Here is a 24,120-nt window from a genome sequence, read left to right as displayed (position 1 = left end):
GGTTTCCGCCGAGCTGTGTACATGGCTGGACTGCCACACGAACGGGCCTTAGGCTTGGGAGCTTACTCGGTAATGCATGAACAAGGACCTCGCCATGAGCCGCATCTTCGCAGATAACGCACAAGCCATCGGTAATACCCCGCTGGTTCGGATCAATCGTTTGGGCCCAGAGGGCGTAACCATTCTGGCCAAGATTGAAGGGCGTAACCCCGCCTACTCGGTAAAGTGCCGCATTGGCGCCAGCATGATCTGGGATGCCGAGGAGCGCGGCGTGCTCAAGCCAGGCATGACGATTGTCGAGCCAACCTCGGGCAATACCGGTATCGGTCTGGCCTTTGTGGCTGCGGCGCGTGGCTACAAGCTGCTGCTGACCATGCCCGCTTCGATGAGCCTGGAGCGGCGCAAGGTGCTCAAGGCTCTGGGGGCTGAGCTGGTGCTGACCGAGCCAGCCAAGGGCATGAAGGGCGCTATCGAGAAGGCTGCTGAAATTGCTGCCTCTGACAGTGCCACTTACTTTATGCCGCAGCAGTTCAACAACCCGGCCAACCCGGCGATCCATGAAAAGACCACTGGCCCGGAAATCTGGAACGACACCGATGGCGCGATTGACGTGCTGGTTGCTGGCGTCGGTACTGGCGGCACCATCACCGGTATTTCGCGCTACATCAAAAAGACCCAGGGCAAGTCGATTCTGTCGGTAGCTGTCGAGCCGATTGGCTCGCCGGTCATCACCCAGACCATCGCGGGTGATGAAGTCAAACCCAGCCCGCACAAGATCCAGGGTATCGGCGCTGGCTTTGTTCCCGGCAACCTCGACCTGGCCATGGTCGACCGGGTTGAACTGGTGACGGATGACGACGCCAAGGCTGTAGCCCTGCGCCTAATGCGCGAAGAGGGCATTCTCTGTGGCATCTCCTGCGGGGCGGCTATGGCTGCCGCCCTACGTATCGCCGCCGAACCCGGCATGCAGGGAAAAACCATCGTGGTGATCCTGCCGGACTCCGGTGAACGCTACCTGTCGAGCATGTTGTTTAGCGATATGTTTACCGAGCAGGAATTGCAGCAGTAAGCATTTTGTTGTGACAAAAAAGCCGCCTGTTAAGGCGGCTTTTTTATGGGGCTTGCTTAGTTGTCGTAGCCGAGGTTTGGCGCCAGCCAGCGCTCGCTGACGTTCAAGTGCTGCTTTTTACGTGCGGTATAGCTTTCCACCTGATCCTTGTCGATTTTGCCGACGGCAAAGTACTGCGCCTGCGGATGAGCGAAGTACCAGCCGGACACCGCAGCCGCCGGGAACATGGCGTAGTGCTCGGTGAGGAACACACCGCTGGCGCCGGCCTTGTTGAATTCGGCCGCTGGGTCGAGCAGGGTGAACAGGGTCTTTTTCTCGGTGTGGTCCGGGCAGGCCGGGTAGCCGGGAGCGGGGCGGATGCCTTTGTAGGCTTCCTTGATCAGCTCGTCGTTGGAGAGCGCTTCTTCCGGGTCGTAGCCCCAGTAGTTCGTGCGCACCTCTTTGTGCAGCCACTCAGCGCAGGCTTCAGCCAGGCGGTCGGCCAGGGCTTTGACCATGATCGAGTTGTAGTCGTCGCCGGCGTCTTGGTAGGCCTTGGCCACTTCCTCGGCGCCGATGCCGGCGGTGGTGATAAAGCCGCCTACATAGTCGGTGACACCACTGTCTTTCGGCGCGACGAAGTCGGCCAGGGAATAGTTCGGTTTGCCGTCCGGCTTGATGGTCTGCTGGCGCAGGTGGTGCAGGGTGGCCAGTTTCTCGCCGTTATCGGCGTAGACGTCCAGGTCGTCATCGTTCACTTGGTTGGCCGGCCAGAAACCGAACACCGCACGGGCGCTGATCAGCTTCTCGTCGATCAGCTTTTTCAGCATTTCCTGGGCGTCGGCATAGAGCGCAGTGGCGGCTTCACCGACCACTTCATCGGTAAGGATGCGCGGGAACTTGCCGGCCAGGTCCCAGGAGATAAAGAACGGCGTCCAGTCGATATATTCGGCCAGCACCTTGAGGTCGATATTCTCCAGCACTTTCACGCCGGTAAAGCTCGGCACGGTCGGCTGATAGGTTGCCCAGTCAAACTTGGGTTTGTTCTCCACTGACTTGGCGTAGCTCAGGCGTTCGGTGCGTGCGCTGCGGTTGGCGGTGCGTTCGCGCACTTCGATGTAGTCCAGGCGGGTGCGTTCGACAAAGTCGGCTTTCAACTCTTTGGACAGCAACTGGGTGGCCACACCGACCGCGCGCGAGGCGTCGGTGACGTAGACCACCGCATCGTTCTGGTACTTGGGTTCGATCTTCACCGCGGTGTGGGCTTTTGAGGTGGTCGCGCCGCCGATCATCAGCGGCAGGTGGAAGCCCTGGCGCTGCATTTCACGGGCGACGTGGACCATCTCATCCAGAGACGGGGTGATCAGCCCGGACAGGCCGATGATGTCGCATTTCTCGGCAATTGCGGTTTGCAGGATCTTTTCAGCCGGCACCATCACGCCCATGTCGACGATGTCGTAGCCGTTACAGCCCAGCACCACACCGACGATGTTCTTGCCGATGTCGTGCACGTCGCCCTTGACCGTGGCCATGAGGATCTTGCCTTTGGCTTCCGGCTTGTCGCCTTTTTCGGCTTCGATAAAGGGGATCAGGTGCGCCACCGCCTGCTTCATCACACGCGCGGACTTGACCACCTGGGGCAGGAACATCTTGCCAGCGCCGAACAGGTCGCCGACCACGTTCATCCCGGCCATCAACGGGCCTTCGATGACTTCGATGGGGCGTGCGCACTGCTGACGGAACTCTTCGGTATCTTCGACGATGTGTGTGGTCACACCTTTGACCAGCGCGTGCTTGAGCCGCTCTTCGACGCTCAGGTTACGCCACTCTTCGGTTTCGGCCTCTTTGACGCTGCCGTCGCCCTTGTAGTTGTCGGCGATGGCCAGCAACGCTTCGGTGGCGCCATCGTGGCGGTTGAGCACCACGTCTTCCACGGCGTCGCGCAGCTCTTTGGGAATCTCGTCGTAGATTTCCAGCTGGCCGGCGTTGACGATGCCCATGGTCAGGCCGTTCTGGATCGCGTAGTACAAGAACACCGAGTGAATGGCTTCACGCACCGGGTTGTTGCCGCGGAAGGAGAACGACACGTTGGACACGCCGCCTGAGCTCAATGCATAGGGCAGGTGGTCACGGATGTAAGCGCAGGCTTCGATAAAGTCGACCGCGTAGTTGTTGTGTTCCTCGATGCCGGTGGCCACGGCAAAGATGTTCGGGTCGAAGATGATGTCTTCCGGCGGGAAGCCCACTTCATTGACCAGAATGTCGTAGCTGCGCTGGCAGATTTCACGCTTGCGCGCAGCGGTATCGGCCTGGCCGGCTTCGTCGAAGGCCATCACCACCACGGCGGCGCCGTAGCGCTTGCACAGCTTGGCGTGATGCTTGAACTGCTCGACGCCTTCCTTCATCGAAATCGAGTTGACGATGCCTTTGCCCTGAATGCACTTCAGGCCCGCCTCGATCACCTCCCATTTGGAGGAGTCGATCATGATCGGTACGCGGGAGATGTCCGGCTCGCCGGCAATCAGATTCAAGAAGGTGACCATGGCCTTCTGTGAATCGAGCATGCCCTCGTCCATGTTGATGTCGATCACCTGGGCGCCGGCTTCCACCTGCTGCAGGGCGACTTCCAGGGCTTCTGTGTAGTTGTCCTCGCGGATCAGGCGGGCGAATTTGGCAGATCCGGTGATGTTGGTGCGCTCGCCGACGTTGATAAACAGCGAGTTGCGGTCGATGGTGAAGGGCTCCAGGCCCGACAGACGACAGGCCTTGGGAATATCCGGAATCACCCGCGGCGGGTATTTGCTCACCGCTTCGGCAATCGCCTGGATATGCGCAGGCGTGGTGCCGCAGCAGCCGCCGACGATGTTCAAAAAGCCCGAGGCGGCAAATTCTTCGACCACCACCGCCATTTCCGCCGGGGTTTCGTCGTATTCACCGAAGGCATTCGGCAGGCCGGCGTTGGGGTGGGCGGACACGTGGGTATCGGCCTTGGCTGCCAGCTCTTCCAGGTACGGGCGTAGGTCCTTGGCGCCGAGGGCGCAGTTCAGGCCCACGGAGATCGGGTTGGCGTGGCGCACCGAGTTCCAGAAGGCTTCGGTGGTCTGGCCCGACAGGGTGCGGCCTGAGGCGTCGGTGATGGTGCCGGAAATCATGATCGGCAGTTCGACGTTGTCGTCCTCGAACACCTGCTGCACGGCGAAGATTGCCGCTTTGGCGTTGAGGGTGTCGAAGATGGTCTCGATCAGGATCAGGTCCGCGCCGCCTTCGATCAGGCCGCGGGTGGCTTCCACGTAGTTTTCCACCAGCTCATCGAAGGTGACGTTGCGGTAGCCGGGGTTGTTCACGTCCGGGGAGATCGAGCAGGTGCGGCTGGTTGGGCCTAAAACGCCGGCGACGAAGCGCGGACGATCCGGGGTTTCCAGGGTCTTGGCATCGGCCACTTGCCGGGCCAAGCGTGCGCCTTCGACGTTCAGCTCATAGGCCAGCGCTTGCATGCCGTAGTCAGCCTGAGACACCTGGGTGGCGTTGAAGGTGTTGGTTTCCAGAATGTCCGCGCCGGCATCCAGGTAGGCCTTCTCGATAGCGCCGATGACGTCCGGGCGGCTGAGGATCAGCAGGTCGTTGTTACCCTTTACATCGCTTGGCCAGTCGGCAAAACGGGTGCCGCGATAGTCCTCTTCCTCCAGCTTGTAGCTCTGGATCATGGTGCCCATGCCGCCGTCGAGGATCAGGATGCGTTCCTTCAGGGCTTGCTGAAGGGCATTGAGGCGGGCACTGCGATCGGACAGAGACATGGAGAGAACTACCTGGGACGCGTGAAAAAAAGATGCGCGATGATAACAAAGCTGCACGCTTTTGCAGTGGGCTGTGCTTTTACATGAATCTTGCTCATGTTTACGGGTTGGCCTAGGTGACCCAGGGCCAGCTAGAATCGCCATTTAAGCCATTTTAGAGACGTTTCCATGGTCTGCCGCTTACTGCTCGCTGTGTGTTTGTTGTTCATTGGTTCATTACAGGCGGCCGAACCCATTTCCTATAGTCGTGATGTTCAACCGATCTTTACTCAGCACTGTGTGGCTTGCCATGCCTGCTACGACGCGGCTTGCCAGCTCAATCTAGGCAGTGGCGAAGGCGTGCAGCGCGGTGCCAGCAAGGCGGCGGTGTACAACGGCACGCGCACCCAGGCCCAGGCCACTACGCGGCTGTTTGTTGATGCCCACGGTGAGGCCGCGTGGCGGCGCAAGGACTTTGTGTCTGTGCTGGATCAGCAGGGCAGTCAGGCCGCGTTGATGGCCCGCATGCTGGAACTGGGTCATCAGCAGCCGTTTGCTGCCAACAGCAAATTACCGGCGCAGCTGAATATCGGCATCAACCGGGTCAACCAATGTCCGCTTCCTGAGGAATTTGAGGCGTTTGCTCGGAAAAATCCGCAAGCCGGCATGCCGTTCGCAGTGACCGGGCTGAGTGATGCCGACTACCAGACGCTGCAGGCTTGGCTGGCGCAGGGTGCACCGGTAGATGAGCAGGCGCTTCAGGCCAGTGCTGCGGAGGCAGAGCAAATCGCCAGCTGGGAAGCGTTTATGAACGCCCCAGGCGCCCGCGAAGTATTGGTGTCACGCTGGCTCTACGAGCACCTGTTTCTGGCCCATCTGCATTTCGCCGGCGGTGAGCCGGGGCATTTCTTCCAGATGGTGCGTTCACGCACGCCCACAGGTAAACCTGCGGACATCATTGCCACACGTCTGCCCAATGATGACCCCGGCACTGAGTTCTACTACCGCCTGATCCCCGTTCAGGGCGTGATTGTGCATAAGACCCACATCACCTATGGCCTCAGTGCCGCCAAGTTGAAGCGGGTCAACGAGCTGTTCTTTGACAGCGATTGGCAGGCGGACGCGGTGCCAGGTTATGGCCTGCAGCGCCGTGCCAACCCATTTGAGACCTTTGCGGCGATTCCGGCCCAGGCGCGTTATCAATTTATGCTGGATAACGCTGAATACTTTGTGCGCACCTTTATTCGCGGTCCGGTGTGCCGCGGACAGATTGCCACAGACGTGATTCGCGATAATTTCTGGGCGGTGTTCCAGGACCCGCAGCATGACCTCTATATCACTGACCCTGAGTACCGTGAGGAGGCCAAGGAGTTGTTGGCCATGCCGGGTCAACTGGACAGCATCGGCGACACGCTCGGTCTATGGCGGACTTACCGCGACAAGCGGAATCAGTATGAAGCGCTGCGTATGCAGCGCTACGCCGATGCGCCAGCGCCCAGTTGGTCGCATATCTGGGCCGGTAACGACAACGCACTGCTGTCGATTTTTCGCCAGCACGACAGTGCGTCAGTGCGCAAAGGCCTGATTGGCGAAGTGCCGCAAACCATTTGGTGGCTGGATTTCCCGCTGCTGGAGCGTACCTATTACCAGTTGGTGGTGAATTTCGATGTTTTCGGCAACGTGTCGCACCAGGCGCAAACGCGGCTGTACTTCGATTTGATCCGCAACGGCGCCGAGGTCAACTTTCTGCGCTTGATGCCAGCCGAGTCGCGGCAGGGCTACCTAAGCGACTGGTACCAGAGCAGCGGCAAACTGAAGATCTGGCTGGATTACCAGGCCATCGACAGCGAAAGCCCGAGCGCCCTGCGCTTGCCCGGCAGCGACCCTAAACGCAGCTTTGTCGAAACGCTGCTGGAGCGCTACGGCAGCCTGAATGCCCGGCCCGACCCGATCAACCGCTGCACGGGTGCGTATTGTCATCGCTCTGGGCTGGATGCCGAATTACAGCGCGCTGAGCAGTCTCTGAGTCGGTTGACGGCAAAACCTGCGGGCACCCTCAAGGTGATCGAGCAACTGCCAGAGGCTACCTTGCTGCGGGTGGAAATGGCCGATGGCCAGCGTGAGGTGTACAGCCTGCTGCGCAATCGTGCGCACACGAATGTGGCCTTTATGCTCGGTGAGGAACTGCGCTACCAGCCGGCACTGGATACCCTGACGGTGTATCCGGGCGTGCTCAGCAGTTACCCGAACTTTATCTTCAATGTGCGGGTGGAGCAGGCAGCGGAATTTGTCACGGCGCTGGAGCAGGCGCGTGACGCAGCGGCCTTCGAAAAAGTCGTCGAGCGCTGGGGGATTCGTCGCACGCATCCGGAGTTCTGGCGCTACTTCCACGATATGTCGGCGTATATCCAGCAAACCGAACCGCTGGAAGCTGGCGTGCTGGATATGAACCGCTACCAGAACTTGTAAACGGGGAGGACCGCGCACTGCGAGGCAGTGCGCGGTTACACCTTAGCGGTTGAAGCGTTCTACCAGCGCGTACTGACCGTGTGCTGTGGCCGTCAGGGCTTCGCTGAGCAGGGCAGTGTCATGTGCTTCACCGGCGGTCTTGTCGGCCAGTTGGGCGATGGTGGTGATGCTGCGGTTGACCTCATCAGCCACCGCGCTCTGCTCTTCGGCAGCGGCGGCAATCTGGTTGGCCATGTCGGTGATATTGGCCACCGCGTCGCTGATGCCGGCCAGAGCCTCATCGGCCTGCTGTACACGCTCAACCCCTTCGTCAGCCTGTTTGCGGCCGATTTCCATGGTCAGCACTGCCTCCTCGGCGGTGCGCTGCAGTTTGGCGATCAACTGGTGAATCTGTCCGGTAGATTCGGCGGTCCGCTGCGCCAGTGAGCGCACTTCATCGGCCACCACAGCAAAGCCTCGGCCCATTTCGCCAGCACGCGCTGCTTCGATGGCAGCGTTGAGGGCGAGCAGGTTGGTCTGGTCGGCAATGCCTTTGATCACATCGACCACACCGCCGATTTCAGTGCTGTCATGGGCCAGGCGGGTCACCGTTTCACCGGTATCACCCACCGATTGCGACAGGCGCTGAATGGCTGCGCGGGTTTCTGCGGCAATGCCACGACCGGCGCTGGTCAGGCGGTTGGCATCCTGGGTGGCGATTGCGGTGCGGGCGACGTTGCTCGCCACTTCCAGGGTGGTGGCGGCCATTTCATTGATCGCAGTGGCCACCTGGTCGGTTTCGCTGCGCTGACGCTCAAGCCCGGCGGAGCTGTTGTGCGCCAGGGTGTCTGCCTGCTTGGCTTGCTGGGTGAGCTGTTCGGCGGTGTCCTGCAGGCGCGTCAGGCAGGTTTTCAGGCGCGCTTCCTGGCTGAGGATGGACATTTCCAGGCGGCCCTGGGCGCCGCGGCTATCGGTGTACATTTGCGCAATCAGCGGGTCGGAGGTGGTCTGGTCGGCCAGGCGCAGCAGGCGTTTGAGGCCACGCTGTTGCCAGTTCAAGCCGGCCAGGCCGAGCGGCACCGAGAGCGCCGCTGCCAGGGCAAATCCCCAGCTGGAGTCGAGCCAGGCACCGATCAGGAAGCCAATCTGGCTGACCAGAATAAATGGCAACCAGTCCTGCACGATTGGCAGCCAGCGATCACTGCCGGGAATGGCTGATTTGCCGCTGTTGATGCGCTGGTATAACGCCTCGGCCCGGCGGATCTGTTCGGCCGTTGGTTTGACCCGAACTGACTCATAGCCCACCACTTGGTTGCTCTCTGTCACCGGCGTGACGTAGGCATTGACCCAATAGTGGTCACCGTTCTTGCAGCGGTTCTTGACGATCCCCATCCACGGCCGGCCTTTTTTCAGGGTGTCCCACATATGCTGGAACACCGCTGCAGGCACGTCCGGGTGACGTACCAGGTTGTGTGGCGCACGAATCAGCTCATCGCGGCTAAAGCCACTGATCTCGACAAAGGCGTCATTGCAGTAGCTGATCTGGCCTTTGAGGTCGGTGGTGGAGATCAGTCGTTGCTGCGCGGGGAAGGTGCGCTCGCGCTGAGTAATAGGTTGATTATTGCGCATGGCGTTTTTTATTCCTTTAAACGTTACCGGTGCTTCGGCCGTTGCTGGCGGAAGTTTAGCCCGTGAATCCAGGCGTAACCGACAAGGGACTGGTTGTGGCCGTGTGACACGTTGTTTTGCTGGGGCGGCCGATGAGCGGTTGGCAGGCTCTAGAGCCTTGCGCAGTGGCGCCAGTCTAACCTGCAGATCAGGAAAAGGCCGATGCAAAGCAAGCACGGGCGGGTGACTCGGCTATGATGCGCGCCTTGAGGAGAGTCGCTGATGAATACGTTGTTGTTGCACTGCCGTCCGGGTTTTGAAAATGAGGTGTGCGCGGAGATCGCCGAGCACGCCGCGCGCCTGGACGTTGCCGGTTATGCCAAGGCCAAGCCGAGTACCGCCTGCGCGGAATTTATCTGCACTGAGGAAGATGGTGCAGAGCGCCTGATGCGTGGGGTGCGCTTCAATCAGCTGATCTTCCCGCGGCAGTGGGCACGCGGGGTGTTTATCAACCTGCCAGAGCTGGACCGGATCAGCGTGCTGCTCGGCCATCTGGCGGATTTTCCGGTATTCGGCAGCCTGTGGTTGGAAGTGCTGGACACCAACGATGGCAAGGAATTGTCGAATTTCTGCAAGAAGTTCGAGGCGCCGCTGCGCAACGCCCTCACTAAGGCCGGCAAGCTGGTCGAGGATGCACACAAGCCACGCCTGTTGCTGACCTTTAAAAGTGGTCGTGAGGTGTTTGTCGGCATGGCCGAGGCGAATAACTCGGCGCTGTGGCCTATGGGCATTCCCCGGCTGAAGTTCCCCCGCGAAGCGCCGAGCCGCTCGACGCTAAAGCTGGAAGAAGCCTGGCACACCTTTATCCCCCGCGAGCAGTGGGATGAGCGCCTGTCCGATGAGATGACCGGGGTTGACCTCGGTGCGGCACCCGGCGGCTGGACCTATCAGCTGGTCAAGCGCGGCATGCTGGTGACTGCCATTGATAACGGGCCGATGGCGGAAAGCTTGATGGACACGGGCCTGGTCAACCACTTGATGGTCGATGGCTTCACTTGGACGCCCAAGCAGCCAGTGGACTGGATGGTCTGCGATATCGTCGAGAAACCGGCGCGGACTGCGGCAATGGTGGAAACCTGGATTGGCGATGGCCATTGCCGGGAAGCTGTAGTCAACCTCAAGCTGCCGATGAAACAGCGTTACGCCGAGGTACGTCGCCTGTTGCAGCGCCTGGAAGACGGCTTTGCCGCGCGCAAGATCAAGGTGTCGATTGCCTGCAAACAGCTCTATCACGACCGCGAAGAAGTCACCTGTCACCTGCGCCGCTTAGGTAAATAACCCCTCAATGCCGGGCCAGTTGCGGCTGTAGCGGCAGCAACTGCGGCCACTCGATGCTACCTTGCAGCGTGCTGCTTGAGAGCTGCCAGGAACCATTGAACAGGTATTGGCCGCTAAAGCCACTGATGCGCAGGCCTAAGGTGTCGCCCGGTTGCAGTTGTGCGCTGACGGCAGCCAGTTCCGTGCTGGCTTGCCCGTTGAGCGGGGTGACCTGTTCACTGAGTACTGCACTGCTGCCATCGGCGCGCTTGACCACCAGGGCGGCAAACAGTGTCGGCATTCCTTCGGCGCTTTCCAGATGCACCCATGGCACGCCAACCAGCGCGCTGCTCGTCTGTACCTGTTGCAGTGGGATAAACCGCGGCGGTTGCAGTAGCCCGCTGCTTAACGGCCGAATCGCTGTGGCCGGCAGTTCGATTCGTTGATTGGCTGGCAGTTGTTGCAGAGCCACGCCCTGATCCAGATCGAGACTCACGCAGAAATCGGGAATGCTCGCTGCCACGCCTTTGCGCCCGCGCAGCTTGTCTTCGTACCAGCTGATGATGCTCTGGTAGAGGTTGATCGCCCGGCCATCGCAGTTCAGCACCGCTTCGTTATTGAACGGCGGCAGGCCGCTCCAGCGTTGCATCGGTGGCGGCAAAATATGCCCACCTTGCATGCCGAGCAGGCGCACATCACGGGCGCCTTGTTGCAGGCAATCCCGAATCGCCAGGCCCTGGTTGAGCGGGAACAGGGTGTCGCGCATGCCTTGAATCAATAAGGCATCAGCCTGCGGACGCTGGCCTCGTGCGCAGTAGCTGGTCAAGCTGTGGGCTTTGAGTTCGTCGCGCACCGGTTCGCGCATACGGCCATCAGCGCTTTTCAGGTAGGGTGCTTGGACGAACTTGCCCAGGTCATAGCCGGTGGACAGGCCCAAGCTGAGCAGCACGCTTGTCCAGCCGATTTTCAGGTGGCTGTCCGGGGCCAGGGCTTCGCTTAGGTCGTACCAGGTAGCAATCGGCACAATCGCGTCGATTCGCGGGTCCGTAGCTGACGCAAGCAGCTGCACGGCGCCGCCATAGCTTTCGCCGAGCATACCGACCTTGGGGTCATTCGGTGCGTCCATGCTTAGGCGTGGCAGGTTGGCGGCGGCCCAGTCGATTACTGCAAGGGCATCTTGCACTTCATAGTCGGGGTCCATCATCTCGATATCGCCCTCGCTGCCGCCCCAGCCGCGCTGGTCGTAGCTGATTACCCAGTAGCCAGCTTGCCAGGCTTTCACTGCGGCGCGACCGGACATCATCTGCGTGCCGTAGAAGCCGTTTGGTCGGGTGACGCGCCAGCCGCCCCAGCCGTGGGTGTGCACGATGACCGGAGCCTGCTCGCCAGCCTTCAGTGCAGGCTGGAATACGGTGGCCGATAGCCGTGTGCCATCGCGGCCATGGATCACTGCATCAAAGTGGGTGGCTGGTAGATCCTGCTGCGCGGTGACGCTGAAGTCCGGCAGTTGATCACGGGCGGCGCAGCCGCTGAGCAGCAGGGTGGCAAGTAGCAGGGCAAGGCGCATGAATGGCTCTTATTGGAATGGTGGACGCTGCGCAGCCTGCCTGATCAGGGCGTGGCTGCCTGCCCATCCAAGGTTGTGTTGGCCTGTTGTCGGGCCAATCGCGCTACACAGGCGTTTTCCATCAGGCGCTAGATGACCTTTGGGTCAGCTTTGCGCGAGAATAGCGGCCTGCTACTGGAGCCAGCCGATGTCTTTGCAAACCACCGCCATTCCCGATGCCACCCTTGATGCCACTGGGCTCAATTGCCCCGAGCCGGTAATGATGCTGCACAACAAGGTGCGCGACCTGCAGGCAGGCGGCCTGCTCAAGGTGATTGCCACCGATCCCTCGACCCGCCGCGACATTCCAAAATTCTGCGTGTTTCTTGGCCATGAATTGGTGGAGCAGGCAGAAGAGGGCGCGACCTACCTGTACTTAATCCGCAAGAAGCTCGACTGATGCAGTGGTACTTCGCCTACGGCTCGAATATGAACCTGGCACGTATGCAGGCGCGCGGCATGACGGTGCTGGAGGCACTGCCGGGTCATCTCCCCGGTTACAGCCTGTGCTTTAACAAGCGGGCGGCGGATCGGTCGCCGGGGCGGGCCTACGCCAATATCCGTCATCAGCGCGAGGGGCGGGTGGAAGGTGTGCTGTATCGCCTGGCCGACGCTGGTGAGATCGCCAAGCTGGATCACTTCGAAGGTACGCCCATCTATTACAGCCGCGAATGCCTGCCGATTGTCGCGGCCCACGGCGTGCAGCCGGCCTGGGTGTATATCGCCAACCCGGTCTTTCGTGAAGAAGGGCTGTTGCCCAGCGCCGATTACCTGGCCCACCTGCTGGCGGGGCGTGAATTGTTGTCCGAGGATTACTGGTCGACGCTGTCAGCTTGGCCCGTCCATCCCGATTGACCGGGCGCCAGGCCGCAGCTGTTCAGCACGTCCTGCCAACTGCGCACATGCCGTGCGGTGGCCTGTTGAAAGTCCGCCCATAACGACGCTTCGTCACTGCTCAATTGCTGCAGATACACCCGCGTCGCTGGTGGTATTTGCGCCACGCCGCTGAGGCTACGCAGGCTGCTACTCCAGGTCTGGCCAAGTTGGTCCACCCGCGCCAGGTAGGGCTGCAGGCTGCCGGCGTAATACTTGACGAAGATGTTTTGCACGATGCGTGCACGCTCTGTGGCCTTGCCCGTGGGGCAGAGCGGTCGGCCTTGTTGGCGGCTGTCCAGCATGTCACTGCCCTGGTTGAGGCTATGAGTCAGGCTGGCCAGGCTGCTGATCAACTGACCGCCCTGGTCGCTGGCATGTAAGGCGAAGAGCAGTGGATCAAGCTGCTCGGCACTTGGCGGCAAGGCTGCGGGCAGAGCGCTGCCGATGGCGGCCAACTGCGCCAGGGCATCCAGCGCCGCGTTATCTTCGGCGGCATTGGGCGGCAGGGGCTGCTCGGCAAAGCGCAGGTAGCGTTCGACTTCCGGGCTGGCATTCAGGGCATTCCAGAATACGCCGGGCAGTTGCGCGCGTTTTTCCTGCGCCAGTTGTTCAAGGGTGTTGCGCAGGGGTTGCTCGTCCTGGCTGCGCAGGTGCGCGCTGCAGGAGTCCAGGGCGCGCAGCAGATCGCCTTCATAAGCCAGACGGCTGCTGGGCGTGAGTTGTTTGCCGAGGCTGTTGTTGCGCTGGCTGATTTGCTGTTGCAGGGCGGGGCAGCGACGCACATCGACCAGCAGGTCCAGCAAGCTGATGCGCAGTTCGGCAATCTCGATCAGCCGTTCGCGCCGAGCGGGCAGGCGATAGCGGGTCAACTCATTAGCGTCGAAAGTCGTTGCCGGCTCGACATCCAGGGCGTTGCTCAGGCGCTGCAGGTAATCGGCCTGCAACGCCAGGCCATCATCGGCAGGCGTGCAGGCGCACAGGCAAAGTGCAGTGAGCAGAAGCAGCAGGCGGGCGTTCATCAGGCCATCTTAGCGGCTCGAATGCGTTTGCGCGCGCTGCCGGCCAAGCGCACGGCGAGCATGCCGCCGGCGCAGGTCAGGCCGACCACCAGACCCTGCCAGAGACCGCTGGGGCCGCTGGGCTCGCCGAACCAGTCGGTCAGGCCGAGCGCATAACCCACCGGCAAGCCTATGCCCCAATAGGCGAACAGGGTCAGGATCATGGTCACGCGGGTGTCCTGATAACCGCGCAGCGCGCCGGCAGCCGTCACCTGAATGGCATCGGAGAACTGGAACAGCGCCGAATACACCAGCAGCGTAGTGGCTACCGCAATTACTGCACCGTCTGGGGTATAGATCTGCGCAATCTCTTCGCGCAATAGCAGCATCAGGCTAGCCGACAGGCAGGCGTAACCCAATGCCGCCGCCATGCTCACCCCGGCAGCAAAGCGCGCTTCACGCGGCTCGCCACGGCCAAGCGCCTGACCGACGCGCACGGTGGCAGCCATGCCCAGGGAATACGGGATCATAAACACCATAGAACTGAAGTTCAGGGCGATCTGGTGCCCGGCCACCACGGTGGCGCCTAGGCCGCCGATCAGCAGAGCAATCACCGCGAAGATGCTCGATTCGGCGAATACCGAGATGCCAATCGGCAAGCCGACCGAGAGCAGGCGTTTGTGCACCGGCCACTGCGGCCATTCGAAGTGGTTGAAGATTTTGCTCGCCTGATAGAACGGCGCCCACTTCACCCACCAGAGCATGCTCAGGAACATAAAGCCCATCACCAGGCCGGTGGCCCAGCCGCAGCCGACGCCACCCATGGCCGGCAGCCCGAGCTTGCCGTAGATAAAGATGTAATTGAGCGGAATATTCAGCGCCAGGCCGCACAGGCCGATGACCATGCTCGGCCGGGTATGCCCGAGGCCGTCACTGAAGCAGCGCAGTACGTGGTACAGCGCCACAGCCGGAAAGCCGCAGGCCACGGCGCGCAGGTAGCCCATGGCGGGCTCGATCAGCGCCGGGTCGACGTTCATCAGGCTGAGGACGATTTCCGCATTCCACAGAATCACCGCCGCCGCGATGCCCACCGCCAGGGCCAACCACAGGGCCTGACGCACCAGCGGGCCGATCTCGGTATGCGCACCTGCGCCGAAGCGCTGCGCTACCTTGGGCGTGGTGGCCAGCAGAATGCCAGTCATCAGCAGAAATACCGGCACCCAGATCGAGTTGCCCAACGCCACCGCGGCCAGATCCTGCGGGCTGACCCGGCCGGCCATCACGGTATCGACGAAGCCCATGGCAGTATTGGCCAACTGGGCAATGATGATCGGCGTTGCGAGCTTCAGCAGGCTGTAGAACTCGGTGCTGGCGCGTTGCAAGCGGGTTTGGGCAAGCATGAAAAGTAGTATCCAGCGGGTATCAGGAAACCGTGCAGTCTACGCCCTGACGGCTTGGTCAGGAAACCTTGTTGCACAGTGTTTCAGTACGACAGGCGCATTGCGCTACTCAACGTAGCCAAGCGGTGCAGGCAGGTTAGAATGTCGGCCTGATTTGCGGAGCACAGCCATGCGCATAGTCGCCGACGAAAACATTCCCCTGCTTGATGAGTTCTTCGCCGGTTTTGGCGAGATTCGCCGCTTGCCCGGCCGCAGCATTGATGCGGCTGCTGTAGCTGATGCGGATCTTTTGCTGGTTCGTTCAGTAACTCAGGTTGATCGCGCGCTGCTAGACGGCTCGGCAGTCAAGTTTGTCGGCACCTGCACCATCGGCACTGATCATCTGGACCTCGACTATTTCCAACAGGCCGGCATCACTTGGGCTAGCGCGCCGGGCTGCAATGCTCGTGGTGTGGTCGACTATGTGCTGGGCAGCCTGCTGGTATTGGCTGAGCAGCAGTGTGTTGATCTGGCTACGCGCACCTATGGGGTGGTTGGTGCGGGGCAGGTAGGCAGCCGTCTGCTTAAGGTGCTGCGAGGTCTGGGCTGGCGTGTGCTGGTCTGCGATCCGCCGCGTCAGGCCGATGAGGGCGGCGATTTCGTCAGTCTGCAGCAGGTGCTAGCCGAGTGCGATGTGATCAGCTTGCATACGCCGCTGGAACGTCTGGGTGAGCACCCGACTTATCACCTGTTCGATCACGCACGCTTGGCCGCACTCAAGCCAGGCAGCTGGCTGATCAACGCAAGCCGTGGCGCGGTGGTGGATAACCAGGCCTTGCGCGAGTTGCTGCCCCAGCGCAGCGATCTGCAGGTGGTGCTGGATGTCTGGGAAGGCGAGCCGCAGGCCGATGTCGAGCTGGCTACCTTGTGCCGCATCGCCACGCCGCATATTGCCGGCTACAGCCTGGACGGCAAGCTGCGCGGCACGGCGCAGATCTATCAGGCGCTGTGTCAGCACCTGGGTGTTGCGCCCAGCGTTGAACTGCAGCAACTGATGCCCGCCGCTTGGCTGAGCGAGCTGACTATCGATGCCAGCGCTGATCCGGCCTGGGCCCTGGCCAGTATCTGCCGCGCCGTGTATGACCCACGTCGCGATGATGCGGATTTTCGCCGGAGCCTACAGGGCGATGCGCTAACCCGGCGTGCGGCTTTTGACGGGCTGCGCAAGCACTACCCGATGCGCCGGGAGATCGATGGGTTGGAGGTCTGCGTCAAGGGTGATGCGCCGGCGTTGGCCAGCCTGGTGCAGGCGTTGGGCGCGAGGTTGAATCAGTTGTAGCGAAGGGCAGCGAATGCTGCCCTGATGGGACGCTTACTTACGTTTGGCGGCTTGCTGCTGGGCTTTTTCCAGCGCGTTGCAGGCCTGTTGGATCATCTCTTCGGTGATCGGGATTTCACGGCCCTGGGCGTCGATGACAAAGCCACCAATCGGCATTGTCGTGGTTTTTTGCGAATTCTGTTGTTGGCTGTGCATGGCTTGTCTCCTCATCGGTTAGCGCGATTTTATGAGTGTTAGATGAAGGCGCTATGACAACTGCGACGGCAGAAAACCGCCGCAAGACACAGGGCAAGTTAGCCATTGCAGGCACTGTGCCAGGGGCGGAAGGTATTGAGCTGGCAGGTATTGAATTAGAGGGTGTTATGGGGCTTTTCCATATTGGCTTGATCATCAACCCACTGGCCGGGCTGGGCGGCCCCGCAGGGTTCAAGGGCAGTGACGGCATGGCCGAGCAGGCCCTGGCACTGGGGGTTGAGGCCAAGTCGGCGATGCGTACGCAAACCGCCCTTGAAGTGCTGTTGCCGCTGCGTGAACGCTTGGAATTCGTCACCTTTCCCGGCGCCATGGGCGCCGATCTGCTGAGCGAGATGGGCTTTGCCCATCGCGTGGTGGGTGAGCTACCGGCTGGTCCGAGCAGCGCCGCCGATACCCGGCAAGCTGTTGAGCTGCTGCAGGGTACTGGCGTGGCGTTGATTCTGTTCGCTGGTGGCGATGGTACGGCGCGGGATATCTGCGCCGCTGTGCGCGAAGGCCAACCTGTGCTTGGGATTCCGGCCGGGGTGAAGATTCAGTCCGGGGTCTACGCCATCAGCCCGCGCGCTGCCGGCGAATTGACTGCGCGGCTTATCGAAGGCGGCTTGGTGCGCCTGAGCAGCGGTGAAGTGCGCGATATTGATGAAAGCGCCCTGCGTGAGGGGCGCGTAACCGCACGCTGGTACGGCGAACTGACGGTGCCGCAGGAAGGCGGCTATGTGCAGCAGGTCAAACAGGGCGGCGTGGAGTCCGAAGAGCTGGTGCTGAATGATCTGGCCGACTGGCTGCAGGACAGCTGGGAAGCCGACGTGCGTTATGTCTTCGGCCCGGGTTCGACCCTACATGGTCTGGCGCAGAACCTTGGTATGCAGACCACCTTGCTCGGCGTCGATGTGGTCGAAAACGGCCAGCTGCTGGCCTGCGATGTAACCGAGTCGCAGCTATTCGAGCTAATTGATGGCCATCCAACGCGGCTGCTGGTCACCGCCATTGGCGGTCAGGGCCATATTATCGGTCGCGGCAACCAGCAGATCAGCCCACGGGTGTTGCGCGCGATTGGCCTGGATAACCTGCGGGTAGTCGCCACCAAACGTAAGCTCGGTACGCTTGAAGGCCGCCCGCTGCTGGTCGACAGCGGTGATGTTGCGCTGGATGATGCCTTTCCCGATGCCGTGCGTGTGTGGGCCGGTTATAAGGAAGAGCTGCTCTATCCCGTGGGCAATTAGCTGCTGAACTATCAAGGAGGCGTTATGCGGGCGATTCTACTGTTCGCGTTGAGCATTCTGCTGAGCGCCCAGACCTGGGCGCTGCAGGCCGATGCCCTGGTTACAGCGGCCCGCGAGCAGGTCGGCGTGACGCTCACTTATGACCCCGCCTATCGCCGCCTTGATTACCCCAATGGCGATGTACCGCTAAATACCGGCGTGTGCACCGATGTGGTGATCCGCGCTCTGCGCGAACAGGGGCTCGACTTGCAGCAGGCCGTGCATCAGGACATGCGCGCGAACTTTAGTCTCTATCCAAAGAACTGGGGGCTAAGCCGGCCCGACAGCAATATCGACCACCGCCGTGTGCCGAACTTAATGACCTGGTTCAAACGTCAGGGTTGGTCGCTGCCGCTTGGCCAGGATGCCGAGCGCTATCGGCCTGGTGATATCGTCACCTGGGATCTCGGCGGCGGCCTGACCCATATTGGCATTATCAGCGACCGCCAGGCCGGCAGCGGTGTGCCCCTGGTGCTGCACAATATCGGCCGCGGCACCCAGGAAGAGGACATTCTCTTCAGTTTTAAAATTACCGGTCATTACCGTATCCCGGCCGCTTAAAGGCCAGGCAGAAGGAGTTGGGCATGCAGGAGCAAGCACAAACACTTCCACCCCTTATCCAACCTGGCGAACGTGTGGTGCTGTTCGACGGGGTGTGCAAACTGTGCAACGGCTGGGCGAAGTTTCTGATTCGTCATGATGCTGAGCAGCGCTTTCGCCTGGCCTCGGTGCAGTCGGCCGAGGGCCAGGCGCTACTGGCTTGGGGCGGTTTGCCCACCGATCGTTTCGATACCATGGCGTTGATCGAGAATGGCCAGATGCTGCTGCGGTCGGACGCGGTGCTGCGCATCGTTGCGCGATTGCCCGGCCCATGGCGGCTTCTGGCCTGGCTACGAGTTATTCCAAGGCCTCTACGCGACTGGTGTTATGACCGTATTGCGCTAAATCGCTACCGGCTATTTGGTCGCTACGACAGTTGCCTAATACCAACCGCCGATCATGCCCGGCGCTTCTTGCATGACTGACCCCCGTTTACGGCAGATCGCCTGGCTAGCGCGTATCGCCCTGGCCCTGGTGTTTATCTGGCACGGCCTGGTGCCGAAGATTCTCTGGCTAAGTCCGGATGAGCTGGCGATGATCCAAGTCCACAACCTGCCGGCTCCCGAATGGGTGGCGCGCATCGCTGGTCTGGCGGAAATCATCCTGGGTTTATTGCTGTTGTGGCGGCGTCAGCGCTGGCCCTTGTTGCTGGCCGGCCTGCTGTTGATTGGGCTGCTGCTTGATGTGGCGCTATTCAGTCCCCATCTTCTGCTGCAGGCGTTCAATCCGCTGAGCACCAACCTCGCCGCCCTGGCGCTCTGTTGGGTGGCTTGGCGGGCGGAAACGCCGCAATCGCTTCCTCATTAACGGGCGTCAGCGCCCCAGCGAGCTTTCATGCTTTCGATCCTGTCTTCCCGTCAGCGCAATGCCCTGCGCATGGCCTGGCGCTTTATTGCGCCGTATCGCGGTCGCGTGTTTGGGGCCTTGCTAGCGCTGATGTTTACCGCCGCCATCACCCTGTCGATGGGGCAGGGCATCAAGCTGTTGGTCGATCAGGGCCTGGCGACTCAATCGCCGGCGGCCTTGCAGCAGTCGATTGGGCTGTTCTTTGTGTTGGTATTGGCGCTGGCCATCGGTACTTTTACCCGTTTCTACCTGGTGTCGTGGATTGGCGAGCGCTTTGTCGCCGATATCCGCAAGCGCGTATTCAACCACCTGATCGAACTGCATCCAGGCTTTTATGAGAGCAACCGCAGCTCGGAGATTCAGTCGCGTCTGACTGCCGATACCACGCTGCTGCAATCGGTGATCGGCTCGTCGCTGTCGATGGCGCTGCGCAACTTGATCATGCTGGTTGGCGGCAGCGTGCTGCTGGTGGTGACCAACGCCAAGCTCAGCGGCATCGTGCTGATGGCGCTGCCGCTGGTGGTCGCGCCGATCCTGATATTCGGCCGTCGCGTACGTGCGTTGTCGCGGCAGAGCCAGGATCGGGTGGCGGATGTCGGCAGCTATGTCGGTGAGGTGCTGGGGCAGATCAAGACCGTACAAGCCTACAACCACCAGAATGAGGACAAGCGCCGTTTCGGTCTGTCTGCCGAGGCGGCCTTCGACACCGCGCGTCAGCGTATCGCCCAGCGTGCCTGGCTGATTACTGTGGTGATCGTGCTGGTGCTCGGCGCGGTGGGAGTGATGCTCTGGGTCGGTGGTATGGACGTGATTGCCGGGCGAATTTCCGGCGGTGAGCTGGCGGCGTTCGTGTTCTACAGCCTGATCGTAGGCTCGGCCTTTGGCACGTTGAGTGAGGTGATCGGTGAGCTACAACGCGCTGCGGGTGCCGCCGAACGCATCGCCGAGCTGTTACAGGCGCGCAATGAAATCACCCCGCCGGCGTCCGCTGTGCTGCATTTGCCGCAGCCGGTGCAGGGCCGTATCGAACTGCAAGGGCTGCGTTTCGCCTACCCGTCGCGGCCTGGCAGCTTTGCCGTGGATGGCATCGACTTGCAGGTTTCAGCGGGGGAAACCCTGGCCTTGGTCGGGCCATCCGGCGCAGGTAAATCCACGCTGTTTGATCTGCTGCTGCGCTTTTTCGACCCGCAACAGGGTCGCATCCTGATTGATGGCGTGCCGATCCAACAGCTCGACCCTCGCGAACTGCGCAGTAGCTTTGCCCTGGTGTCGCAGAACCCTGCGCTGTTCTTCGGCTCGGTGGAGGACAATATCCGTTACGGTAAAACCACTGCCAGCCTGGCTGAGGTTGAAGCTGCGGCCAAAGCGGCGCATGCCCACGAATTTATTATGAAGCTGCCGGATGGCTACCAGACTCACCTGGGCGATGCCGGGTTGGGGCTTTCCGGCGGGCAGCGTCAGCGTTTGGCGATTGCTCGGGCATTGTTGGTGGATGCGCCGATTCTGCTGCTCGACGAGGCGACTAGTGCGCTGGACGCCGAGAGCGAGCACTTGATTCAGCAAGCCTTGCCGCCGCTGATGGAAGGGCGTACCACCCTGGTGATCGCCCATCGCCTGGCGACGGTCAAAAGCGCTGACCGCATCGCTGTGATCGAGCACGGCAAGCTGGCGGCGATTGGCACGCACAGCGAGCTGGTCAGCAACAGCCCGCTGTATGCCCGTTTAGCCGAGTTGCAGTTCAGTAACGAGGCGGAGGCCGCTGTTTAAAGCGGCTTGGCTTTGGGGCGTATGGTCGCCGCTGCACCGGCCGAGGCGAGGATGATGGCGCTGATCGCCAGCCATTGACTGAGGGTCAGGCGCTCGCTGAGGAATAGCAGGCCAGAAAGCGCGGCAATCGCTGGTTCCATGCTCATCAAGATGCTGAAGGTGCGCGCGGGCAGGCGGGTCAGAGCGACCATTTCCAGGCTGTAGGGCAGGGCCGAGGACAGCACGGCTACGCAGAGGGCGACGGGCAGCAGGTCCAGTGAAAAAAGGCCGCTGCCGGCTTGCCACAGGCCAATCGGGAACACCAGCAAGGCCGCGACGATGGTGCCGAGTGCCACGGTCTGCTTGCCGTGTTCAGCACCGGCTTTTTGCCCGAAAACGATATACAGCGCCCAGCACAGTCCAGCCGCCAAAGCCAGGCCCATGCCGACGGGGTCAAGCGGTACATCGCTTTGCCCGGTGGGCAACAACAGCCACAGACCGAAAACCGCCAGGGCAATCCAGACGAAATCCACCAAACGGCGTGACGACAACAGCGCCAGGCCGAGTGGACCGGTGAATTCCAGGGCCACGGCGATGCCCAGCGGAATGGTTTTCAGCGAGAGGTAGAACAGCAGGTTCATACCGCCCAGCGACAACCCGTAAGCCAGCAGGGAACGGCTGGACTTCAGCGTCAGCTTGGCTTGCCAGGGCCGCATCAGAATGCACAGTATCAGCGCGCCAAGGCTTAGACGCAGGGCCGTCGTGCCGCTTGCACCAATCTCAGGGAACAGTCCCTTGGCCAGGGAAGCGCCGCTCTGGATTGAGGTCATGGCGATCAGCAGCAATATGATCGGCAGGATCACCAGGGAGAATTGCGTTGAGCGCGGCATGGCTGTTCCTTTGGGTTATCTATCCAGTAATAAAAAAACCGGCCACTGGGGCCGGCTTTTATGCACCACGGCTAAGGCTTAGCGGTATTCACACAGGTAGGCAGTATCTGCTGCCACCTTGAGTTGAAACTTGCTGTCGGCCGGTACGGTGAACTTGCTGCCACTGGTGAAGGTTTCCCAGTTGTCGCTGCCTGGCAGTTTCACGGTCAGGGCGCCGGCGACCACGTGCATGATTTCCAGCTGATTGGTGCCGAATTCATACTCGCCTGCAGCCATCACGCCAATGGTAGCCGGGCCTTCAGCCATGCCGAAGGCGATGGATTTGACGGTGCCGTCGAAGTATTCATTGACCTTGAACATCTGCAGTTCCTCGATAGGGGATTAAAAAGGCTGGCCGCCAGGAGCGACAGGCCATAGAAAAAGGCCCGCCAGTATGCCCAAGCGTTTTTTCTTCGTCATCTGCTTTGCGCAGGCAAAACCAGTGGCAGCAGTCGGGCGGTATTGCGCGCATCGGTCAGGGCGCGGTGTTGCTGGCCCTGGAACTGCAGGCCGGCGAGATTCAGCGCCATTTTCAAGCCAATCTGACTGGGCAGCTGGCGGGCTTCGGCGAAGCGCTTTTTCAGGTTGATGTGCGGGATCTGGCTCAGGTGACTCTCCAGCCCATGGGCGCGCCATTCCTGTTCAAACTGACAGCGGTCGTAGTCGCCCCAGCTGGCCCAGCCCGCCAGTTGTGCCTGATGGGCCAGCAGCCAGCGTTCGAATTGTACCCATACCGCACTCAGCGGCGCGGCGGCATCAACATCGGCCTGGCTGATCTGCGTGAGCTGACGGCAGAAGTGGGTCAGGTGTGGGCGCCGAGTGGGTCGCACAAATCGTTGGAAGCTCTCGATTTCATGGCCGTCCGCGTTGACCAGGCTGGCGCCTATTTCGATGATTTCCATGTCTGTAATCGGCCAACCGCCTTCTTCGGTGGTGGCTTCTAGGTCGATGACCAGCCAGTGTTGCATAAGCCCTCCTTAGCGTGCTGCGAGTATGGAAGCAGTTTCAGCGTTGGGTAAAGCCTGTTGCTTCGGGCATCCATACAGTTTTGCCACATGGCTGTACTGGCGTTGATTGCAGGTGGCGGGCATGCTTGCAGCCAGGTTCGTACCCGCTGTATTGCGCAGGTATGCAGTTAATCAGAAGCGTGCGGTAAAGGACGCTCGACGGTAGAGGTGGATATGGCAAAGCTGGCGTTTATCGGGCTGGGCGTAATGGGTTACCCGATGGCTGGGCATCTGGCGCGTGCCGGGCATCAAGTGTGTGTGTACAATCGCACCGCCGCCAAGGCTGCGCAATGGGCCGCCGAATACCCCGGCAGCCACGCGCCAACCCCGCGTGAAGCGGCTGCGGGTGCCGAGTTTGTGATGGTCTGCGTGGGCAATGATGATGATCTGCGCGGGGTGGTGCTGGGCGATCAGGGCGCCTTTGCCGGCATGCAGGCTGGTGCGGTGTTGATCGATCACACCACCGCCTCGGCGCAGGTTGCACGTGAATTAGCCGAGCAGGCTGCTGCCCGCCAACTGGGTTTTCTCGATGCGCCGGTATCCGGTGGTCAGGCTGGGGCGCAAAACGGCGCGTTGACCATCATGGTCGGCGGTGAGGCGGCGACCTACGCCAAGGCTGAGCCTATCATTCAGGCCTATGCACGCATGGCCCGCTTGATGGGCGAAGCCGGCAGCGGCCAGTTGACTAAGATGGTCAACCAGATTTGCATCGCCGGGCTGGTGCAGGGCTTGTCCGAGGCGCTGCATTTCGCGGAGTGTGCCGGACTCGATGCGCATGGCGCGATGGAGGTGATCAGCAAGGGCGCTGCACAATCCTGGCAGCTGGAAAATCGCCACAAAACCATGCTGGCCGGCGAGTTCGAGCATGGTTTTGCCGTGGACTGGATGCGCAAGGACCTGGCAATTTTGCTGGCCGAGGCGCGCAGCAATGGCGCACAGCTGCCGGTCACCGCGCTGGTCGATCAGTTTTATGCCGATGTGCAGGGCATGGGCGGCGGCCGCTGGGACACGTCAAGTCTGTTTGCTCGCCTGAACAAGCGCTAACTGGCAGCTGAGTACGGCCGTCTATACTGGGTTCAAAGC

The 24,120-nt window shown here is 61.1% G+C and carries 21 protein-coding genes; 12 read left to right on the top strand and 9 right to left on the bottom strand.

From position 1 onward, the window contains the following. Positions 1-94: 94 nt before the first annotated feature. Entirely contained in the window at positions 95-1,069 is a 975-nt protein-coding gene (gene cysK / locus ALTER154_RS11955) for a cysteine synthase A (RefSeq protein WP_160087299.1), read from the top strand. Positions 1,070-1,125: 56 nt separating this feature from the next. Here the strand turns inward: cysK and metH are convergent, their stop codons facing one another. Continuing rightward, positions 1,126-4,842 (bottom strand): methionine synthase, encoded by a 3,717-nt coding sequence (gene metH, locus ALTER154_RS11950; RefSeq protein ID WP_178126339.1) that lies wholly within the window; start codon positions 4,840-4,842, stop codon positions 1,126-1,128. A gap of 168 nt (positions 4,843-5,010) precedes the next feature. On the opposite strand from metH, the gene ALTER154_RS11945 reads away from it, so the two are divergent. Beyond that, complete coding sequence (locus ALTER154_RS11945) at positions 5,011-7,290, top strand: fatty acid cis/trans isomerase (RefSeq protein WP_160087297.1); 2,280 nt, start codon at positions 5,011-5,013, stop codon at positions 7,288-7,290. A gap of 42 nt (positions 7,291-7,332) precedes the next feature. On the opposite strand, the gene ALTER154_RS11940 is transcribed toward ALTER154_RS11945, so the two are convergent. Beyond that, on the bottom strand, positions 7,333-8,898 hold the full coding sequence (locus ALTER154_RS11940) for a PAS domain-containing methyl-accepting chemotaxis protein (protein ID WP_160087295.1): 1,566 nt from the start codon (positions 8,896-8,898) through the stop codon (positions 7,333-7,335). Between the two features lie 261 nt (positions 8,899-9,159). Between ALTER154_RS11940 and rlmM the strand changes: the two genes are divergently transcribed. Then, entirely contained in the window at positions 9,160-10,215 is a 1,056-nt protein-coding gene (rlmM, locus tag ALTER154_RS11935) for a 23S rRNA (cytidine(2498)-2'-O)-methyltransferase RlmM (RefSeq protein WP_160087293.1), read from the top strand. Between the two features lie 4 nt (positions 10,216-10,219). Here the strand turns inward: rlmM and ALTER154_RS11930 are convergent, their stop codons facing one another. Continuing rightward, complete coding sequence (locus ALTER154_RS11930) at positions 10,220-11,761, bottom strand: CocE/NonD family hydrolase (protein WP_160087291.1); 1,542 nt, start codon at positions 11,759-11,761, stop codon at positions 10,220-10,222. Between the two features lie 187 nt (positions 11,762-11,948). Here ALTER154_RS11930 and tusA point away from each other — a divergent pair, with 187 nt between their 5' ends. Together tusA and ALTER154_RS11920 are read left to right on the top strand one after the other, a co-directional pair. After that, entirely contained in the window at positions 11,949-12,200 is a 252-nt protein-coding gene (gene tusA / locus ALTER154_RS11925; RefSeq protein WP_090253220.1) for a sulfurtransferase TusA, read from the top strand. Continuing rightward, a complete protein-coding gene (locus ALTER154_RS11920; protein WP_160087286.1) occupies positions 12,200-12,655 on the top strand; it encodes a gamma-glutamylcyclotransferase family protein in 456 nt (151 codons plus the stop codon). The genes tusA and ALTER154_RS11920 overlap by 1 nt, the downstream gene beginning before the upstream one ends. Here ALTER154_RS11920 and ALTER154_RS11915 read toward each other — a convergent pair. Together ALTER154_RS11915 and ALTER154_RS11910 are read right to left on the bottom strand one after the other, a co-directional pair. After that, positions 12,613-13,695 (bottom strand): DUF3080 family protein, encoded by a 1,083-nt coding sequence (locus ALTER154_RS11915; protein WP_160087284.1) that lies wholly within the window; start codon positions 13,693-13,695, stop codon positions 12,613-12,615. The two genes, ALTER154_RS11920 and ALTER154_RS11915, sit on opposite strands and share 43 nt — an antisense overlap. After that, positions 13,695-15,074, bottom strand: a complete 1,380-nt coding sequence (locus ALTER154_RS11910; protein WP_160087282.1) for an MATE family efflux transporter — start codon at positions 15,072-15,074, stop codon at positions 13,695-13,697. Before ALTER154_RS11910 ends, ALTER154_RS11915 begins: the two co-directional genes overlap by 1 nt. A gap of 169 nt (positions 15,075-15,243) precedes the next feature. On the opposite strand from ALTER154_RS11910, the gene pdxB reads away from it, so the two are divergent. Beyond that, positions 15,244-16,392 carry a 4-phosphoerythronate dehydrogenase PdxB gene (gene pdxB / locus ALTER154_RS11905; protein ID WP_160087280.1) on the top strand — a complete coding sequence of 383 codons (1,149 nt, stop codon included), beginning with the start codon at positions 15,244-15,246 and terminating at the stop codon, positions 16,390-16,392. Between the two features lie 33 nt (positions 16,393-16,425). Here pdxB and ALTER154_RS11900 read toward each other — a convergent pair whose 3' ends face one another. Further along, on the bottom strand, positions 16,426-16,602 hold the full coding sequence (locus ALTER154_RS11900; protein WP_372239927.1) for a PA1571 family protein: 177 nt from the start codon (positions 16,600-16,602) through the stop codon (positions 16,426-16,428). Between the two features lie 152 nt (positions 16,603-16,754). On the opposite strand from ALTER154_RS11900, the gene ALTER154_RS11895 reads away from it, so the two are divergent. The 5 genes from ALTER154_RS11895 to ALTER154_RS11875 are packed head-to-tail and all read left to right on the top strand — an operon-like array spanning position 16,755 to position 21,122. Continuing rightward, a complete protein-coding gene (locus ALTER154_RS11895; protein ID WP_160087278.1) occupies positions 16,755-17,870 on the top strand; it encodes an ATP-NAD kinase family protein in 1,116 nt (371 codons plus the stop codon). A 24-nt stretch (positions 17,871-17,894) separates the two neighbouring features. Continuing rightward, a complete protein-coding gene (locus ALTER154_RS11890; RefSeq protein WP_160087276.1) occupies positions 17,895-18,470 on the top strand; it encodes a DUF1287 domain-containing protein in 576 nt (191 codons plus the stop codon). Between the two features lie 23 nt (positions 18,471-18,493). After that, positions 18,494-18,934 (top strand): thiol-disulfide oxidoreductase DCC family protein, encoded by a 441-nt coding sequence (locus ALTER154_RS11885; protein ID WP_160087274.1) that lies wholly within the window; start codon positions 18,494-18,496, stop codon positions 18,932-18,934. Continuing rightward, complete coding sequence (locus ALTER154_RS11880; protein WP_160087272.1) at positions 18,927-19,316, top strand: DoxX-like family protein; 390 nt, start codon at positions 18,927-18,929, stop codon at positions 19,314-19,316. Before ALTER154_RS11885 ends, ALTER154_RS11880 begins: the two co-directional genes overlap by 8 nt. Positions 19,317-19,343: 27 nt before the next feature. Beyond that, complete coding sequence (locus ALTER154_RS11875) at positions 19,344-21,122, top strand: ABC transporter transmembrane domain-containing protein (RefSeq protein ID WP_160087270.1); 1,779 nt, start codon at positions 19,344-19,346, stop codon at positions 21,120-21,122. Here ALTER154_RS11875 and rhtA read toward each other — a convergent pair. From rhtA to ALTER154_RS11860, 3 genes are all read right to left on the bottom strand, one after another. Continuing rightward, positions 21,119-21,991, bottom strand: a complete 873-nt coding sequence (gene rhtA / locus ALTER154_RS11870) for a threonine/homoserine exporter RhtA (RefSeq protein WP_160087268.1) — start codon at positions 21,989-21,991, stop codon at positions 21,119-21,121. The two genes, ALTER154_RS11875 and rhtA, sit on opposite strands and share 4 nt — an antisense overlap. 78 nt (positions 21,992-22,069) lie before the next feature. Continuing rightward, positions 22,070-22,351, bottom strand: a complete 282-nt coding sequence (locus tag ALTER154_RS11865) for a pyrimidine/purine nucleoside phosphorylase (RefSeq protein ID WP_090253248.1) — start codon at positions 22,349-22,351, stop codon at positions 22,070-22,072. Positions 22,352-22,446: 95 nt separating this feature from the next. Further along, positions 22,447-22,998 (bottom strand): exonuclease domain-containing protein, encoded by a 552-nt coding sequence (locus ALTER154_RS11860; RefSeq protein ID WP_160087266.1) that lies wholly within the window; start codon positions 22,996-22,998, stop codon positions 22,447-22,449. A gap of 207 nt (positions 22,999-23,205) precedes the next feature. Here ALTER154_RS11860 and ALTER154_RS11855 point away from each other — a divergent pair, with 207 nt between their 5' ends. Beyond that, a complete protein-coding gene (locus ALTER154_RS11855; protein ID WP_256665629.1) occupies positions 23,206-24,081 on the top strand; it encodes an NAD(P)-dependent oxidoreductase in 876 nt (291 codons plus the stop codon). The last annotated feature ends 39 nt before the right edge of the window (positions 24,082-24,120 follow it).

The organism is Pseudomonas sp. 9AZ (genome assembly GCF_902506525.1).
GTDB classification, from domain to species: Bacteria; Pseudomonadota; Gammaproteobacteria; order Pseudomonadales; family Pseudomonadaceae; genus Aquipseudomonas; species Aquipseudomonas peli.
This window is presented reverse-complemented; position numbering and strand designations above follow the sequence as displayed.

Bases quoted from the DNA above. Each gene is read 5' to 3' on its own strand.
- cysK (WP_160087299.1), top strand. From the start codon at position 95: ATGAGCCGCATCTTCGCAGATAACGCACAAGCCATCGGTAATACCCCG.
- metH (WP_178126339.1), bottom strand. From the start codon at position 4,842: ATGTCTCTGTCCGATCGCAGTGCCCGCCTCAATGCCCTTCAGCAAGCC.
- ALTER154_RS11945 (WP_160087297.1), top strand. From the start codon at position 5,011: ATGGTCTGCCGCTTACTGCTCGCTGTGTGTTTGTTGTTCATTGGTTCA.
- ALTER154_RS11940 (WP_160087295.1), bottom strand. From the start codon at position 8,898: ATGCGCAATAATCAACCTATTACTCAGCGCGAGCGCACCTTCCCCGCG.
- rlmM (WP_160087293.1), top strand. From the start codon at position 9,160: ATGAATACGTTGTTGTTGCACTGCCGTCCGGGTTTTGAAAATGAGGTG.
- ALTER154_RS11930 (WP_160087291.1), bottom strand. From the start codon at position 11,761: ATGCGCCTTGCCCTGCTACTTGCCACCCTGCTGCTCAGCGGCTGCGCC.
- tusA (WP_090253220.1), top strand. From the start codon at position 11,949: ATGTCTTTGCAAACCACCGCCATTCCCGATGCCACCCTTGATGCCACT.
- ALTER154_RS11920 (WP_160087286.1), top strand. From the start codon at position 12,200: ATGCAGTGGTACTTCGCCTACGGCTCGAATATGAACCTGGCACGTATG.
- ALTER154_RS11915 (WP_160087284.1), bottom strand. From the start codon at position 13,695: ATGAACGCCCGCCTGCTGCTTCTGCTCACTGCACTTTGCCTGTGCGCC.
- ALTER154_RS11910 (WP_160087282.1), bottom strand. From the start codon at position 15,074: ATGCTTGCCCAAACCCGCTTGCAACGCGCCAGCACCGAGTTCTACAGC.
- pdxB (WP_160087280.1), top strand. From the start codon at position 15,244: ATGCGCATAGTCGCCGACGAAAACATTCCCCTGCTTGATGAGTTCTTC.
- ALTER154_RS11900 (WP_372239927.1), bottom strand. From the start codon at position 16,602: ATGAGGAGACAAGCCATGCACAGCCAACAACAGAATTCGCAAAAAACC.
- ALTER154_RS11895 (WP_160087278.1), top strand. From the start codon at position 16,755: ATGGGGCTTTTCCATATTGGCTTGATCATCAACCCACTGGCCGGGCTG.
- ALTER154_RS11890 (WP_160087276.1), top strand. From the start codon at position 17,895: ATGCGGGCGATTCTACTGTTCGCGTTGAGCATTCTGCTGAGCGCCCAG.
- ALTER154_RS11885 (WP_160087274.1), top strand. From the start codon at position 18,494: ATGCAGGAGCAAGCACAAACACTTCCACCCCTTATCCAACCTGGCGAA.
- ALTER154_RS11880 (WP_160087272.1), top strand. From the start codon at position 18,927: ATGACTGACCCCCGTTTACGGCAGATCGCCTGGCTAGCGCGTATCGCC.
- ALTER154_RS11875 (WP_160087270.1), top strand. From the start codon at position 19,344: ATGCTTTCGATCCTGTCTTCCCGTCAGCGCAATGCCCTGCGCATGGCC.
- rhtA (WP_160087268.1), bottom strand. From the start codon at position 21,991: ATGCCGCGCTCAACGCAATTCTCCCTGGTGATCCTGCCGATCATATTG.
- ALTER154_RS11865 (WP_090253248.1), bottom strand. From the start codon at position 22,351: ATGTTCAAGGTCAATGAATACTTCGACGGCACCGTCAAATCCATCGCC.
- ALTER154_RS11860 (WP_160087266.1), bottom strand. From the start codon at position 22,998: ATGCAACACTGGCTGGTCATCGACCTAGAAGCCACCACCGAAGAAGGC.